Below are 16,633 nucleotides of genomic sequence, written 5' to 3'. Positions count from 1 at the left end.
TCCGCGACGGGCGCCGAAAGCCTCTCTCTCGACCCTAAACCCGTCACGAAGCGAAGCACCGCCCTCTCACTCTAGGAGGGCAGCGACACCATCAAACGCCATCGGTAAGGTCACTGCCAGAACCGGCGATGATCCCGCGCCAGTCCTTCGTATTCGCCCATGACGGCTTGATGCCGCCCTAGAAATTCGAGCGCGGTTCGATGCCGAGGAAGCGGATCATGTTGTCGGGCGCGACGAAGTTGACACCCGAACCCAAGCTGCGGTCGCCTGTTGCGACGAGGCGGCGGAAAATCGCTACCTTGTCAGGATGCATGGGGGCGCCGCCCCACACAGCGTCCTGTACATATCGCGCGATGAAACCGGCGAGGACGTCGGCGACCTGAATGCCGATAGAATCGTGCGATCGCTGGAATTGCAGGTCGGCCGCCTGCGAGAATTCGAAGTCGGCCGTCTGCAGGGGCAATTTCACGCCAAGCTGCGCCAGGTCCTCTGCGAGCTTCTTGTTGTGCAGAAGAATGTCTCCGAACTGCAATTGCTCGTCGTGGAACAGCGTCACGCCGGAAACCTGCTTTCGCGCGAAGCGATTGATCCGGGCGTAGATGTTGGTGAACGATGTCAGGTTCGGCAGAACCCAGAGCAGCTTCCCGGCGGGATTCTTGTCGGGAATCGGTAATGCCCGCTCGACGGCCTTGGCTTTCGGCAGCTTGCGGAAGTCCTTCAAGCTGTCGCGCGCAAAACGGATGATCCCCGCCGCCACGTCAGTAGGCGGAACTCCGCTTCCCTGCGCCCACCGAATTATTTGCTTGTAAAGTTCGCGTATTTCCGCGTGGTCTCTGCTTTGGCAACATGCGGCAAAGGCGTGAGCCAGCTCGGGAGGTGCATATAGCGCCATGTAGTTCGCCATAACGCCCTTCATCCAAAGGGCGCCAGGTTGAGTGTCGCATTCCCCCACATAGGGCACCACCATTCGCTCGATGATGTTCACGACAACGAAGAAGTGCTTGTCGACAAGCTCGATAAAGATTGGGGCGCGGCGCGTCTCAAGGAGGTCCAGAAGATCAAAGATGAAGCGCGGCTTGTCATAAGCCTGTTTTGATTTGAGCTCCGACGACTGGATGCGGTGCGCCTTTTTTAGTGCGCCCAATTTATCGGTGAAGTCCTGGTCGAGCGTGCAGCCGAATGCAGCCAAGGCGAACATGCGCTGTTCGACGAAGTAGGAGTCGATTTTGACCGTGCTCAGGTCGCCGGTATTGCCGCTTTCATCGATGTAATATTCCGCAGGCGCCTGCTCTAGCATTCTGTATCCAGTCGCTCGTTTGGCGATTGTGCTCCATGCCGCACCACTGAATAGGTGACCTGGATCTGGGCCACAAGACAGCCCGGAAACAGTATGGCTAGGGGACGCAAAGCCGGAGACACGGACAACCGCATCTCCGGCATTGCGGGGATCAGGCGGCGCGATCGAGCAGCTTCTTGGCCTTGCCTTCGAGCTCGAGCCGCGCGTCCTGGTGGGGCTTGTCGCGCGCGACGGCGGTGATGCCCTGGACGAAATCGAAGATGCTTTCCGGCGGGCGGCCTTCCTCGGCCAGCACCGCGTCGATGATTTTGCCCGTCTCGGCTTTCGAGAAGCCGCGGCGGCGCAGGAATTCGGTGCGCTCTTCGTCCTTGTGCGCGACGATGCGTTCGCGCGCCGCCTTGATGCCGGTGATGAACGGCTGCGGTGAGGAGTCCGCGAAGCTGAGCAAGGCCGGCGCCGCCTCATGGGCGAAGCGCGAAGCGGCGTATTTGGAATGGCGGATGGAGATCTCCTCGAAATCTTCGACGCCCCACAAATTGCGATTCTGGCACACGGCCCTGAGATAGAAGGACGCGATACCAAGGGTCTTGGCGCCCACTTCGCTGTTCCAGGCATAGAAGCCCCTGAAATAGAGATCGGGCGATCCATCCGCGAGCTTGCCGGCTTCGATCGGATTCAGATCGTCGACGAGGAAAAGGAAGACGTCGCGATCGGAAGCGTAGAGCGTCGTGGTGTCCTTGGTGATGTCGACGCGCGGATTATAGACGCCGGTCGACCAGTCGAGGACACCGGGCACTTTCCAACGGGTGTCGCCGGTGCCGTTGCCGGCGATGCGCTGCACGGCTTCGACCAGCTCGTGGTCGTAGATCCGGCCGTAGTCGGGGCCGGTCACGGCGCGCAGCTCGACGCGGCCGTCGTCGGTCTCGAGGGTCTTGATCTGCTCGGCGCGGTGGGCGGTCAGCCCATATTGCAGGTTGATGCCGGCGAGCGCGGCGGGGAGCTGCCGCAGATAGGCGGCCGGCGCGCCGACCTGGCTCGCGAGCTGACCGAAACTCCAGTGCGTCGGAGCGATGGGCTTGTCGGCGCCTGGTAGGATCAGGGCAAGCCGTTCGGGATCGGTGCGGCTGGCTTCGACATGGATAAGCGCGGATTCGACAACGCGCGTTCGGCTGCGCTCGGTGCGCTCGCGGACGGTCCGGCCGAGTTCGGCGAGCGAGAGATAGCGCTCGTCGTCGGGTCGCGAGAACCACTCCGAGGAAACCCGACCGATGCGCTCGCCGCGGTTGATGTCCACCTTCCAGCCGCCACTCACGTCGCGCCGGGCATCGAGAACCTGCATGTTCATGGGATCAAACTCCATGACGGGCGCCGGAAGACTCTCTCCCGACCCTCAACCCGTCACGGAAATCCGGTCCACACTCTCACTCTAATGAGGGCGTTGCGGGGTCTCCCCGCAGAAGGGGTCGGCCGAGACCCTGGGCTCGGCCGCAGGGGAAGGCTTTCCCCTCCAGGCCCCCTCTCAATCGCTGGCCCTTCCAGTCGGTTTGGGGGAGATTGAAAACTGTCAGAAAACCGCATATATTTCTGACAGGAGAAGTGCCGTGCAACGACTGACCGAACAGATTCTGGCGCACACCGAGGGCTTGCCCGAGGGCGCTCCGATCGCGGCGAAGAGCCTGCTCCATCTCGGCAATCGCGCCGCGGTGGATCAAGCCTTGTCGCGACTGGCTGAACGTGGCCGGCTGATGCGTGCCGGGCGCGGCGTCTATCTGCGCCCGGTTTCGAGTCGGTTCGGCGTCCGCGCGCCCTCCGTCGAGAAGGCCGTCGAAGCCCTCGCGCTCCAGCGCGGCGAAACCATCGTGTCGAACGGTGCCGCGGCCGCTAACGCGCTCGGCCTCACGACACAGGTGCCGGTCCGGTCGGTCTATCTGACATCGGGCCGTAGCCGGACGATGAATCTGGGCCAGCAGGTCGTCGAGCTGCGGCATGCGCCGCGCTGGCAGTTGGCGCTGGCCGATCGGCCCGCCGGACAGGCGGTGCGAGCGCTCGCCTGGCTGGGGCCGGAAAAGGCAGAAGCCGCCTTGATGACGTTGAAGCGCAAGTTGCCGTCTTCCACGTTCGGCGAACTCGTCGCGGTCGCGCCCCAGCTACCGAGCTGGCTCGCCAGGACGGTCGGCAAAGTTGCATACGGCCGAAGGAGCCATTCTCAGGTGGGCGGCCTACCTATTTAGATTGTCCGAAATTTGTATATTTATTTCGGACAATCCACTTGGTTCGCGTCCGAAAAAGGACTACAATTTTCGGACATGAACACCGACTCGCCCGATCTGAAGAAAGCCATGCTCGAGCGCATCCGTGCGGATGCGCCACGCAAGGTCTGGACGCCCAGTGACTTCGTCGATCTCGCCTCGCGGGACGCGGTCGATAAGGCGTTGCAGCGGCTGACGAAGGTCGAAATCCTTAGGCGGATTGATCGTGGGCTCTACGATCAGCCTGGCTTCAACAAACTCACCCAGAAACCCAATCCGCCTGATCCGCGCTCAGTCATCGACGCCGTCGGGCGACGTGACCAAACCCGGATGCTTGTCGACGGCATGACCGCGGCGAACGATCTGGGCCTAACTGACGCCGTCCCCGCCAAAATCGTGGTGCACACCGACGCTCGGCGCCGCGCGATCAAGCTCGGCAACGTAACGATCACCTTCCGTCCAACCGCGGCCAGCAAGCTATTCTGGGCCGGACGACCAGCGATGCGCGTCGTCCAAGCGCTTCACTGGCTGCGCGATCTCCTGGTTCGTGAAGGAGAAAGTGATCAGGTTAGGCGCAAGCTCGCCAATCTTTTCGAAGATCCCACGGTGGGACCGCCCCTCAAAGCGGATCTCACTGCCGGTATGACAGCTCTTCCGACATGGATGTGGGTGTTTCTCAAGCCGCTCGTTGAAAGCGACGCCGGCGTTCGTCGTCGGCACGTCGATGATGATCGTGATGATGCTGATCATGATCGTCATCAACAAAGAACGGCGGACGATGCCGATGATCAGCGTCATGCTGCCGTCGCCCGGCCCAAGCGAAAGCCGCTCTCCCCGCAGAAGGCACAAACTGCCAAGCGCGGTGCAGCCCGGGCGGTGAAGACATGAATCCGGCTTTCGACGAGGTTCTCGCGGCCGGGTCGGACGCGATGTTGAGCGCCTTCGATACGACGGCGCTACGCCTCGGCACGGCGTCTCAGAATATCGAGAAGGACTTCTGGGTCTGCTGGACGCTGGATGCCTTGTTCAATGGCTTGAAAGAGGGCGGACCCCGCCTCCTCTTCAAAGGTGGAACCTCCCTGTCCAAAGGGTTTGGTTTGATCAATCGCTTCTCCGAAGACATTGATGTCACGGTGTTTCGGGACGACATCGGCGAGCCGGCGACCATCGAGGAGCTCGAAGCGCTGAGTAGCAAAAAGCGCCGGGCGCGCCTCGATGCGATCAAGGACGCCTGCCAAGCCTACATCAACGGCCCGCTGCGGGCTGAGTTGACGCAGATCCTGCAGGACCGGCTTCAGGCTGCCGGCCTCGATGCCGGCGCGGCCCGAGTGGAAGCCGATGACGCTGATCCCGACGGGCAGACGCTTCTGATCTGGTATCCCGCGGCGACGCCGCGATCGGATTATGTGCGGGCAGCGATCAAGATCGAGTCGGGCGCGAAATCCGCGCTCGATCCGAACAGCGAAGTGCCGATCAAACCCTATGTCGATGATGATCTGCCGGCGCTCGACCTGACCGTGCCGGCCGTCCGCACGGTCGATCCGGAACGTACCTTCTGGGACAAGGTTGTCATCCTCCATGGGCTGCGGCGCTGGTTCGACAAGCGCGGCGAGCTGCGCGGGGGCGGCCAACGCGTTTCCCGTCACTATTATGACCTGCACCAGCTCGCCGCGGCCCGCGTCGGCGCCGCCGCCATCGCTGATCCGGCGCTCGGTGCGGATTGCGTCGCGCACGCCCGGATGTTCTTCAATCGACCGGACTTCGATCTCGCGAGCGCTGCGCCTGGCTCGTTTGCACTCGCCCCGCATGACGCGATGATCGAGCAACTGCGCGTCGACTACAGGGCCATGCAGGGCATGATCTTTGGCGATCCACCGGATTTCGAGGCGGTGCTCGACAGCATCGGCTCGCTCGAGACGCGTCTCAACAAGAAGGGCGATACGGGAGGCGGGGCCGCGCGATGAACCAGTTGGAGGGAGCTTTCGACACCGGGCAAAAGGCAGACGCGCGTGGCGCGGGCGAAGCGATCGTAACCCCGCTGCGCAAACGCCGCCTCAGCGGCGAACTCTACGAGCGCGACCCGAAGATAGAAGCCCTCATCGCCGAATTGGCAGTCCTGCCGCGTGATGGCTTGATCGCCAGGGCGGAAATCACCAAGCGCTCGGACCCGGGCTACGTCCCGAGCGAATGTCTCGTTTACTTCATTCGCGCGAGCCGTCGCGACAACAACGAGGTGTGGTTCGAGCGCCTCTATCGGATCTTGACCGAACGGGTGCTGCGCAGTTTGCCCAGGGCGGAAAGCTCCGATGGAAAGACGGAATCGCTGACGCGCGGGGTCGTGCGCGACAAGGTGTTCGGCCGGTTCGTCGAGCTCTTTTCGGCGGACCGCGCCGCCTACGACGAAAAGGTCGACTACTTCGAGGTGCGCTTCGATGGCGCGCTAGCGAGCCTGCGGCGCGATGCGCAGGAAAAGGCCTGGCGCGACGAAAACCGTTCCCAGCCCCTCGAATATGACGAGGAGAGCGGAGAACTGTCACCGGAGGTCGAGGCGGCCGCAGGGACCCACGATCCCTTCGCCGTGTCGGATTTCGACGACCCGTCTTACCGGTCGCGCCTGGATGCAGCGATTGAAGCTCTACCGACAGAACAAAGCAGGATCATTCACATGTTGAGACAGGGCTTCCCCATCGACTCCAAGGAGCCGGACGTCATGACCATCGCCAAGGCTTTGGGCCGCTCCGAAAAGACCGTCCGAACCTACCGCGACAAGGCCTTCGCCGCCCTGCGAGCTGCCATGGCCGACGGAGACGAGCGGTGAGCCCCGGCGGCGGACGTCCATCCCGCGAGGCCGTGCTCGACGCGTTCGCGGTCGAGAGCGAGCCTGGCCGGTCGACCTTGGAACGCTATCTGCGGCTATACCCGGAATATGCCGGGGAGCTCATCGACCTCTCGCGCGAACTCAGCCGCGAGGCTTATGAAGATGCCGCACCCCTCTCTGCTACCGATCGGGCGCTGATCGACGCTGCCTGGTCGCAACACGCGAAGGTTATGCCGGCGGCAGCAGCCGACCCTTTCGCGGCGCTGACGGTCGATGACTGGCGCGCCGTCGCGCAGCGTCTGGACGTGCCCCGGCAGGTCGTGACCGCACTGCGCGAACGGCGGGTCTCTCTCGTCAGTATCCCGCGACGCTTCCTGGCGATATTGGCGGATGCGATGCGCAGCTCTGTCGCACAGTTGGAGTCGTCCTGGGGGCCAGCGCACCTGATTGTCGCGCGCAGCTATAAGGCCGACAGCAAACCGGTGGCCGGCGAGCAGGTCACCTTCGAGCAAGTGCTGATCGATGCCGGCGTCCCGGCCGAGAAGCGCGCCCGGCTGTTGGCGGAGGCGGACTGACATGGACAGTGTGGAGCTCGCCAGGCAAGTCGCCGCCGAGCTTCACGCTCGCCTCGTTGCATCCGGCGCCGATCCCTGGTCGCCCTATGACTTTGCTGTCGCCGAGGCCAAGCGGCGGGGGATTGATGTCGAACGGACTGCCGCCGGCGCAGCCGTCCTCAATGGCGGCCGCGCGACTTTCGTCGCCGCCGACGATCTGATTCTTCACGAGAATATGGGCTCTCCGTTCGAGCAAGCTTTCCTCGTGGCGCATGAGATCGGCCATGTCGAGCTGGGCGACGATCCTGGTGGCGAAGCGGCGCCGATGATTGATCCGGCACGCCCGGCCGAGCCCTCACCAGTCGGAATGGATCGGGTTGTCGATTATGGACGCCGGCAACGCCGCGAAGTCCAGATGGACCTGTTCGCGCGCGAACTGCTGCTTCCGCGCACCGTCGCGCGGGCGCTCCATGTCGACCAAGGGCTCGCCGCGTCCGCCATCGCCGCGAAGCTCGGCGCGCCGTTCGAGGTCGTCGCGCAGCAGTTGTTCGATGCTTTGCTGCTGCCGCCCGTGCCTCCCGCCGCGACTGCGGCGCATGTCGAACGGCCGCTCAATCCGCTGCAAGCGGCCGCTGCGGCGCATCGCGGCGAAGCCTATCTGCTTGAGGCGGGGCCTGGCACCGGCAAGACGCAGACGCTGATCGCGCGCGTCGAGGGCCTTCTAGGCGAGGGCGTCGATCCACGGCGCATACTGCTGTTGACCTTTTCGAACAAGGCAGCGGGCGAGATGGCCGAGCGGATCGCGCGCAAGCGGCCCGAGGCTGCGGCCGCGATGTGGATCGGCACGTTCCATGCCTTCGGCCTCGATATCATCCGTCGTTTCCATGCGGAGCTCGGCCTGCCGAAGGACCCGCGGATGATGGACCGGACCGAAGCGGTCGAACTCCTCGAGGGGGAGTTCCCGCGGCTTAGGCTCGCGTACTACCGCAATCTTTACGATCCGACCCAGATCATTGCCGACATGTTGGCCGCCGTATCGCGGGCGAAGGATGAGGTGGTCGACGCCGAAACCTACGCCGCGCTCGCCGACGCCATGCAGGCGAAAGCCCAGGACTCGGATGCGCGCGAGGCGGCGGAACGCGCCGGCGAGGTTGCCCGCGTCTACGCGGCCTACGAACAGCTCAAGCGCAACGCGCATTGCATCGACTTCGGCGATCTTGTCGCCTTGCCGGTGCAACTGCTCGAAAAGGAGGCGGCCATCTGCGCGGCGCTGCAGGCGCAATATGATCATGTCCTGGTGGATGAGTATCAGGACGTGAACCGCAGCAGCGTGCGGCTGCTGAGCGCACTGCGGCCCGACGGCCGCAATCTCTGGATGGTCGGCGACGCCAAGCAGTCGATCTACCGGTTTCGCGGTGCCTCATCCTTCAACATAACCCGGTTCGGCAAGGAGGACTTCGCCGGTGGCAATCGCGGTCGATTGAAGCGTAATTATCGTTCGGTGCCGGAGATTGTCGCCAGCTTCTCCAGTTTCGCGATCACGATGCGCGCCGGCGATGCGGATAGTGGCCTCGACGCGGACCGCGACGCCAATGGACATAGGCCCGAGTTGCGCACGGTCCAGCGCGCCGAGCAGCAGCAGGTCGCCCTGGCCGACGCTATCGAGGAGCTGCGGCGTGACGGCTACGCCTATCGTGACCAGGCGGTCCTGTGCACCGGCAACGAAAAGCTGTCGACGATCGGGCAGGACCTGGAACGGCTCGGCGTGCCGGTCCTCTTCCTGGGAAGTCTGTTCGAGCGGGGTGAGGTCAAGGATCTCCTGGCTCTCCTCTCGATCCTGGTCGATCGGCGCGCCATGGGCCTGGTGCGCATTGCCTGCTGGCGAGACTTCGCCACCTCCTTTGCCGATGTGGTCGCGGTCTTCGACCATCTGCGGGCGGCCGAGCACGCGCCGGCGGGCTGGCTGCGGCATGGCGAGGCGATCCCCGGTTTGAGCGACAGGGGGCGGCAGACCGTTGCCAAGCTCGCGACTGCGCTCGATGGTTTCGATCAGACGGCCTCGCCCTGGACCGTGCTCGCGACGCTGTTGCTCGATCGCACACGCATCGCCGCGCGCCTGGGCGCGTCGGAGGATCTCGCCGACCGCACACGGGGCATCGCGATCTGGCAATTCCTCAACTTTGTGCGGGTACAACCGGCCGGACGCGGGCTGCCCATCACGCGCCTGCTCGATCGTGTGCGCAGGCTCGTGCGGCTCGGCGACGACCGCGACCTGCGCCAATTGCCGGCGGCCGCCCAGCATCTCGACGCCGTGCGGCTGATGACCATCCATGGCGCCAAGGGCCTAGAGTTCGGTGGCGTCCATATTCCTGGGCTTAACAGCGACACGATCCCACGCACGCCGCCGGCGCCGCCCTGTCCGGCGCCCGACGGGATGATCGCGGGGGCGGAGGGCAGTGCGCTGGAGGCGTTCCGCGCAGGTCAGGCCGAGGAGCAGGAGTGCCTATTTTACGTGGCGCAGTCGCGCGCCCGCGATCGCCTGATCCTTTATGCGCCGACCGAGAAGAGTAACGGCCACAACCGACCGCTTTCGCCATTCCTCGACCGTCTCGGGGCGACCTTAACACGCCGTTCGCTCGTGCCGGCACGGCCGCTTCCCGTGGCCGCGGAAGCTCGGGATATCGATTTGGTGGTCGACGGACGGCTGCGGTTAGGCGCCCCGCAGATCGCTCTTTATGAATCCTGCCCGCGTCGCTTCTTCTACACGCATGTCCTGCAGGTCGGCGGCCGGCGAACCGCGACCGCCTTCATGCATCTGCATGAGGCGGTTCGCGTGGTGGTCGAGGCGGTGATCGCGTCGGATGGACCCGTGTCCGAGCAGGCGCTGCAAGATCGCATCGATGCGGCGCTCGCCGGCGAGGGGCTCGGCGAGCACGGCTATCGCGCGGAATTCCGCGATCTGGCGCTGGCAATGCTGCGCTTCTTCCTGGCGAACCGCGCCGAAGCAGTCCCCGAAGCGCCGGTCGCGCTCAGCCTCAGTTTCGGCGGCGAGGAGATCATCGTTCGGCCGGACGAGGTGCTGGTGCGGCCGGACGGCATCCGCGCCGTGCGCCGCATTCGCACGGGTCACATGCGGTCGGCCGAGGGCAAGGATGTCGGCGCGGCGGCGCTGATGCTGGCGGTCAGGCAGTCCTTTCCCGGCGCGGTCGCAGAGCTCGTCCATCTTTCCGACGGCGAGGCACATGCGCTTGCCTTGTCCGATCGGGAGCTGAAGGGGCGCAAGGACAAGCTCGCAAAGTTTCTCGGCGACATCCGCGCCGGACGGTTTCCGGCCGAGGTTTCGTCGCGCACCTGCCCGAACTGCCCGGCCTTCTTCATCTGCGGGCAGACCCCCGACGGCCCCTTGCAAAAAAAGTTCGTCTGACCTTACCGGTCGGCCTCCCTCGCTCCGATTGGACCCTTAGAGCCGCGGCGCTGCCTCGGCCGAACCTAAGGACCCAATCTTATGAACACCGAAGAACTTCTTGATTACGACGATCTCGGCAACGCCCTGCGCGAAGGCCGGGCGTTGCGTCCGGCGCGGGGGTATCGCTTTCTCCTCGCGCAGGGCGATCTCAACTTCCAGTCCCGTGTGGTGAGCGATCCCGTGCCGCTCGGCCGCCAGTTGCTGGAAGCCGCGGCACTCGACCCGCGGGACGGTTACAGCCTCATCGCGATCCTGCCCTCGGGCGATTTCGAGGATGTGAGGCTCAACGAGCCGTTCGACCTGCGTGAGCGCGGCGCCGAGCGGTTCATCGCCTTCCAGACCGACCGCGACTTCAAGCTGACCCTCAACGACCACGAGCTGCTCTGGGGCAAGCCGGTCATCAGCGGCACGGTGCTCTACGGCCTCGCCAAGCCCGGCGAGGGGGAGGCCGTCTTCCTCGAGGTTCCCGGCGGTGAAGATCGCCTGATCGAGCATGGCGAGCTGATCGATCTGGTCCAGCCCGGCATCGAGCGGTTCATCACCGCGCGGCTGACGTTCGAGATCATCGTCAATTCGCGGCCGCGCACGGTGAACGCCCGCACGGTGACGTTCGAACAGATCGTCCAGCTCGCCTTCCCGGGCCAGCACGAACCCAACGTCGTCTTCTCGATGACCTATCGGCACGCGGCGTCGACGCCGCCCGCCGGTGAGCTCGGGGTTGGCGGCTCCGTCGACGTCAAGAAGAAGGGCACGGTGTTCAATGTCACGCGCACTGTTCAGTCGTAATCCGGACCTCAAGCGGCTGCGGGACGAAGGCTACTTCGTCCAGCAGCAGGGCGGGTATCTCGTTATGCGCGAGGTGCCGTATGTCGATGCGCGCCGGGAGGTGCGCATCGGCACCCTCATCTCCAGCCTCACGCTGGCCGGAGATCAGACGCGCCCGCCCGACACCCATGTCATCCACTGGGACGGCGATTTCCCGTGCCACGCCGACGGCAGGCCCATCCAGGGCATCTCGCATGCGGCCGGCGCCTTCGATCTCGGCCACGGCCTGAAGGCGACGCACAGCTTCTCCAGCAAGCCAGACGGCGGCTACTCGGACTACCACCACAAGATGACGAGCTACGCGAATATCCTCGCGGGCCCGGCCGCAGTGCTGAAGTCCGGCGCGACGCCTCGCACCTTCCGCGAACCGGAAGAGGAGGAGGACAGCGTCTTCAACTATGTCGAGACCGCCTCCGACCGTGTCGGGATCGGCGTCCTGACCGAGCGACTCGTCAACGAGCGGGTCGCCATCATCGGCGTCGGGGGGACCGGCGGCTACATCCTGGATTTCGTCGCCAAGACGCCTGTCCGGGAAATCCGGCTGTTCGACAGCGACGAGTTCCTGACCCATAACGCGTTTCGCGCGCCGGGCGCTCCGAGCCTGGAGGAATTGCGGGAAGCGCCCAAGAAGGTCGAATACCTGAAGCGCATCTACAGCCGGATGCACCGGAACATCGTGGCGCACGATGTCGCGCTCGGCGTCGACAACATTCACCTTCTCGACGGCGTCACCTTCGCGTTCCTGTCCCTCGATGCGGGTGACGCTAAGCGGCTGATCGTAGAGAAGCTCGAGGCGATCGGCGCCGCGTTCGTCGATGTTGGCATGGGGCTCGAGCTCGACGAGGGGTCGCTGGGCGGCATCCTGCGCGTCACCGCCAGTACGCCGGAGAAGCGCGATCACGCGCGGCAGCGCATTTCCTTCGTCGGCGGCGGCGCCAAGGACATCTACGCCTCCAACATCCAGGTCGCGGATCTCAACGCCCTGAATGCTGTCCTCGCGGTCGTCAAGTGGAAGAAGATTCGCGGCTTCTACCGCGACCTCGAGCGCGAGCATCACTGCACCTACACCACCGACGGCAACATGCTGATCAACGGGGATCTCGCGTGATACGGCACAAGCGACTCGAACATCGTTTCGTCGAACACATCCCTGAGCGCCTTGAGGCAGGCATTCTCTATGTTTCGATGGAATATGCCACATCAGCCCACAGCTGCTGCTGCGGTTGCGGCGAGGAGGTCGTCGCCCCCTTCACGCCGACGGACTGGAAGATGACGTTCGATGGCGAGACCGTCTCCCTTCGGCCGTCGATCGGCAATTGGACGCTGAAATGCCGGTCACACTATGTGATCGACCGCAGCAAGGTGATCGAGGCCGGCCCCTGGAGTGACGAGCAGGTCGAAGCCGAGCGTCGTCGTGACCGCGCTGCCAAAGCGCGCTTCTACGGGCAGACGCCAGCGATCGAACTTGCCGTTCAGCCCGCTCCCGTCAAGGCGGCTCCCGGCTTCTGGCGCCGCGCCTGGCGTTGGCTATCTGGCAGATCGTGACGATAGGCCCGACGGCAGGTTGCCGTCGGGCTATCCCGCTTCGGAACGCAGCGCAGCCCTAAGAGACAAATCAAGAACATCTATCAGGAGCTTACACGGTCTTCGCCGAAATCCTTGTGCAAGGAATGACCGACACACCATATATTGATGTTAGGCATGGGGCGATCTCCTAGCACGTGCGCGTCTCCACTCATGGTGGTGGGGACGTGGGCGAGCTTCTTGCGACCTCCTCCGGTGCCTGGCGAGGACAGATAGGCATCGAGAAGGAGCGTGGAGAATGGATGCTACCGAATTCAAGCCCGGCGATCTTGTGCGGGTGAAGTCAGGCGGGCCGATCATGACGGTCGAGCAGGTCGGGAAGACGGCCATGCTGGAGGAGGATGCCGTCTGGTGTGTCTGGTTCGAGAAGGTGGGCAACAAGCAGGTCGCGCGGAAAGACACGTTCGCGCCGGTCGTGCTGGAGAAGGCTGAGAAGCCACGAGCCGCGTTCTCCGTCGGCGTCGTTCGGGCGTAGCGTGGTGCCTCATGCCGTTTCGCGGCCTGTTCATCGGCATCGACCGTTATAGCTCGACCGGCATTGATGAGCTGACCTGCGCGCGTCGCGACGCGACGGCGCTGGAGGCACTGTTCTTCGACACGCTGGGCGGCAGCACAGTCTTGCTGGCAGATGCGGAGGCCACGCGGCAGCGGATTGAGGACGCATTTGCCGACCTGGCCGGCTGCGGCCCCGAGGATACGGTGGTGATCGCGTTCTCCGGCCATGGGTCGGAGACACATGAGCTCGTCACCCACGACGCGAATCCAGATGATCTCGCCGGCTCCGCGATCCCGCTCGAGCTGTTGCAGGAATGGTTCTCGCGGATACCGGCAAAGCGCCTGATCCTGTTCCTCGACTGTTGTTTTTCCGGCGGCATTGGGGCGAAGGTTCTGCACGTCGATGCGAAGCCGCGCAGCCTTTTGTCCGCCGAAGCGCGCCTGGCTCAGCTTGGCGGCGCTGGTCGGATCATCTTCACCGCCTCCGCGGCGACCGAGCCCGCCTATGAGCACCGCCGGTTCGGGCACGGCTTTCTGACCCACTTTCTGCTTGAGGCGCTATGTGGCGCCGAGGAAGTCGTGAGCGGCGGCAAGCTCTCGCTCTACCGCCTCCTCGAGCATGTCACGAGCCGCGTCCGGGCGGCCGCGCTGCAGGGCGGCAAAGAGCAGAACCCGACCATGCGCGGGAGCATCGACGGCGATGTCGCGTGGCCCGTGTTCGTGCCGGGCGCTAAGTATCGGGCGGCCTTCCCGGCGCGTCTGCCTGCCAAGGTGACGTCCGATCTTGCCAGCCTCTCGTCGGCCGGTTTCCCCGACGCGCTTGTCACCGCCTGGGCTGGAGCGATCCCGTCCTTGAATGCGCTTCAGATCTCCGCCATCACCGACTTCGGCGTGCTGGACGGCGAGAACCTGGTGGTGTCGGCCCCGACATCCTCGGGCAAGACGATGGTGGGCGAGCTCGCGGCGCTCCGGAACGTGCTGGATCGCAAACGGGCTTTGTTTCTGCTGCCGCTTAAGGCCCTTGTGGCAGACAAGCGGCGGCACTTCGAGAGCGTCTATGGCGGTTTCGGGGTCCGCACGGTGGAAGCGACGGGCGAGACGGACGACATCGCGCCTCTGCTGCGGGGCCAATACGATGTCGGTCTCCTGACCTATGAGAAGTTCGCCGCGATCGCGCTGACATTCCCTCATGTGCTGGCGCAGGTCGGCGCGATCGTGATCGACGAAGCGCAGATGATCGCCGACCGTGGCCGCGGCGCGAATCTGGAGTTCATTTTGACGCTCATCCGGATGCGCCGGCGTGAGGGGATCGAGCCCCAACTGATCGCGCTTTCGGCTGTGATCGGGGACACGAACGGCCTTGAGCAATGGCTCGGCGCGCGGCTCTTGCGGCGCACGGAGCGGCCCGTTCCGCTTGAGGAGGGCTTGTTGCTCGGCACCGGGCATTTCCGCTTTCTTGACCCGGAGAATGGCAATGAGCAGGTTGAGGGGCCGCTCGTTCGGCGTCTTGTCGGCGGCAAAGGATCCAGCCAGGATTGGATCATCCCGCTGGTGCGCAAGCTTGTCGCCGAAGGCCAGCAGGTGATCGTGTTTCGCGAAACCAAGGGCGAAGCCCGCGGCTGCGCCAACTATCTCGCAGAGTCGCTCGGATTGCCTCCGGCTGCCGAGGCGCTGACGCAGATGCCCGGCGGCGATCCCTCGCAGGCCAGCGCCGACTTGCGGAGCGCGCTGGGGCGCGGCGTCGCTTTCCACAACTCGGATCTCGACCGCGAAGAGCGGCGCGTCATCGAGGAAGAATTTCGCCGTAGCGGCTCGGGCCTGCGCGTCATCGCAGCCACGACGACGCTGGCGATGGGCGTGAACACGCCCGCGTCATCGGTCATCATCGCCGGCTTGAATCATCCCGGCGACGAGCCCTATTCGGTAGCCGAATACAAGAACCTAGTCGGTCGCGCGGGAAGGCTTGGCTTCGCCGAGAAGGGAGCTTCGTATCTGCTGGCGCTCGATCCGCGCGCCGAGCATGATCTGTGGTCGCGATACGTGACCGCGGAGCCGGAAGACTTGGTGTCCCGCTTCCTCGACGGTACAACCGACCCACGCTCCCTGATTATCCGCGTCCTAGTCGCGGCACAACGAGCGGCCGGCGAAGGCGTGCCGAGCGAGGAGATTGTCGAATTTCTGGAATCGAGCTTCGGCGCGTTCCAAGCCCGGCGCGCCCATAGCGCGTGGCAGTGGAGCCGGCCGGATCTGCTTTCGGCCCTAGCGGATTTGGAACGCCACGGCCTGGTGCAGAAGAACGCTACAGGCGCGTATGAATTGACCAAGCTGGGCCGTCTCGCTGGCGAAAGCGCGGCAGAGGTCGGGTCCATCGTCGCGCTCGTAGATTGCCTCGGCTCGCTTCAGCCCCAAGAAATCAGCGATCCCGTCCTGATTGCCGCAGCTCAAACGACGGTCGAGGTCGATCAACTCCTTTTTCCGATCAACCGAAAAAGCACGCAGAAAGAGCCTCAGCTATGGCCCAACGAGCTGCAGAGGCAGAATGTGCCGTGGCACGTCCTGAACGCGCTTCAGCGCGGGACAACAGAAGATCATCAGGCGACCCTGCGTGCGAAGAAGGCGGTCGCTTGTCTTTTGTTCGTGTCCGGTCGTGCCATGAGCGAGATCGAGCGCGTGCTGACGCAGTTCGGTGGTGCGTTTGGCGGCGCCGCCGGCCCCATACGCGCGGTCGCAGCGCGGACTTGCGATCTGATGCCGGTCGCGGCTCGCGTCGCCGAGATCCTGCACCCCACGCTCGATCTCGGTGACCGTGTGAGACGTCTGGCGATCCGGTTGACATATGGCGTGCCCAGCGCCGCCGTCGACCTCGCCCAATTCGCTGGAGCCGATTTGCTGCGGGGCGACTATTGCCGCTTGGCCGCCGCGCAGCTCTGTGAGCCCGAACAGATCGACGCCGCAACTGATGACCAAATTCTGGCATGCGTGGACAAGGACAGGCGCAAGCTTGCACTTGTCCGCGATGCGGCGAAGCGCGTTGCCAAGCGTCGGGCCGAAGCGGTGGCGCCTTCCGCCCCGATCCTTGAAGTATATGTGCCCTAAATTGCGCGCAACGGGGGCGTGAGGCGATTGCGTCAGATGCCCCCTCTGCGAGACGTTCCTGCCTCAGAAAGTCTCCAATGCTGGCGGAGCCAATGCGGCAGCGGGCGATCAAGCGGTCGAACGAGACAACGCGCCGCTACGGCTGCGCTCGGTGTGCAGGAGTGTCAGGATGGTCTGCCGGTTCGGAGCAAATGACCTGGTCGCCGATGGCGCCAAACCGAAGATCGTCGATTTCTTCAAAAAGCTTTT

General features: G+C 64.4%; 13 protein-coding genes. 11 read left to right on the top strand and 2 right to left on the bottom strand.

Annotation, left to right across the window (positions count from 1 at the left end; genetic code table 11):
* Positions 1-178 precede the first annotated feature (178 nt).
* Positions 179-1,297, bottom strand: coding sequence for a DUF3800 domain-containing protein (locus AC1RLZ_RS10485; protein WP_006022621.1), 1,119 nt, complete (start codon positions 1,295-1,297; stop codon positions 179-181).
* Positions 1,298-1,448: 151 nt separating this feature from the next.
* Positions 1,449-2,642, bottom strand: a complete 1,194-nt coding sequence (locus AC1RLZ_RS10480) for a hypothetical protein (RefSeq protein ID WP_024338475.1) — start codon at positions 2,640-2,642, stop codon at positions 1,449-1,451.
* Positions 2,643-2,898: 256 nt separating this feature from the next.
* On the opposite strand from AC1RLZ_RS10480, the gene AC1RLZ_RS10475 reads away from it, so the two are divergent.
* The 11 genes from AC1RLZ_RS10475 (at position 2,899) to AC1RLZ_RS10425 (ending at position 16,384) form a co-directional block, all read left to right on the top strand.
* Complete coding sequence (locus AC1RLZ_RS10475) at positions 2,899-3,528, top strand: DUF6088 family protein (protein ID WP_006023614.1); 630 nt, start codon at positions 2,899-2,901, stop codon at positions 3,526-3,528.
* 75 nt (positions 3,529-3,603) lie between these two features.
* Complete coding sequence (locus tag AC1RLZ_RS10470; protein WP_006023613.1) at positions 3,604-4,434, top strand: DUF6088 family protein; 831 nt, start codon at positions 3,604-3,606, stop codon at positions 4,432-4,434.
* Positions 4,431-5,510 carry a nucleotidyl transferase AbiEii/AbiGii toxin family protein gene (locus tag AC1RLZ_RS10465; protein WP_006023612.1) on the top strand — a complete coding sequence of 360 codons (1,080 nt, stop codon included), beginning with the start codon at positions 4,431-4,433 and terminating at the stop codon, positions 5,508-5,510. Before AC1RLZ_RS10470 ends, AC1RLZ_RS10465 begins: the two co-directional genes overlap by 4 nt.
* On the top strand, positions 5,507-6,364 hold the full coding sequence (locus tag AC1RLZ_RS10460) for a response regulator transcription factor (protein ID WP_006023611.1): 858 nt from the start codon (positions 5,507-5,509) through the stop codon (positions 6,362-6,364). The genes AC1RLZ_RS10465 and AC1RLZ_RS10460 overlap by 4 nt, the downstream gene beginning before the upstream one ends.
* On the top strand, positions 6,361-6,939 hold the full coding sequence (locus AC1RLZ_RS10455) for a hypothetical protein (RefSeq protein WP_006023610.1): 579 nt from the start codon (positions 6,361-6,363) through the stop codon (positions 6,937-6,939). The genes AC1RLZ_RS10460 and AC1RLZ_RS10455 overlap by 4 nt, the downstream gene beginning before the upstream one ends.
* Position 6,940: 1 nt before the next feature.
* A complete protein-coding gene (locus AC1RLZ_RS10450; RefSeq protein WP_006023609.1) occupies positions 6,941-10,342 on the top strand; it encodes a UvrD-helicase domain-containing protein in 3,402 nt (1,133 codons plus the stop codon).
* 81 nt (positions 10,343-10,423) lie between these two features.
* Positions 10,424-11,170, top strand: coding sequence for a multiubiquitin domain-containing protein (locus AC1RLZ_RS10445; protein ID WP_006023608.1), 747 nt, complete (start codon positions 10,424-10,426; stop codon positions 11,168-11,170).
* On the top strand, positions 11,145-12,317 hold the full coding sequence (locus AC1RLZ_RS10440) for a ThiF family adenylyltransferase (RefSeq protein WP_006023607.1): 1,173 nt from the start codon (positions 11,145-11,147) through the stop codon (positions 12,315-12,317). The genes AC1RLZ_RS10445 and AC1RLZ_RS10440 overlap by 26 nt, the downstream gene beginning before the upstream one ends.
* Positions 12,314-12,754 (top strand): ubiquitination-like system serine protease family protein, encoded by a 441-nt coding sequence (locus AC1RLZ_RS10435; protein WP_006023606.1) that lies wholly within the window; start codon positions 12,314-12,316, stop codon positions 12,752-12,754. Before AC1RLZ_RS10440 ends, AC1RLZ_RS10435 begins: the two co-directional genes overlap by 4 nt.
* Before the next feature lie 277 nt (positions 12,755-13,031).
* Positions 13,032-13,268: a DUF2158 domain-containing protein gene (locus AC1RLZ_RS10430; RefSeq protein WP_006023605.1), complete on the top strand. Its 237-nt coding sequence runs from the start codon at positions 13,032-13,034 to the stop codon at positions 13,266-13,268.
* A gap of 11 nt (positions 13,269-13,279) precedes the next feature.
* Positions 13,280-16,384 carry a DEAD/DEAH box helicase gene (locus AC1RLZ_RS10425; protein ID WP_006023604.1) on the top strand — a complete coding sequence of 1,035 codons (3,105 nt, stop codon included), beginning with the start codon at positions 13,280-13,282 and terminating at the stop codon, positions 16,382-16,384.
* Positions 16,385-16,633 lie beyond the last annotated feature (249 nt).

This window comes from Tardiphaga sp. GW822-FHT04G09 (assembly GCF_058800725.1).
The sequence above is the reverse complement of the archived record's forward strand: the minus strand, read 5'-3'. Positions and strand labels throughout refer to the sequence as shown.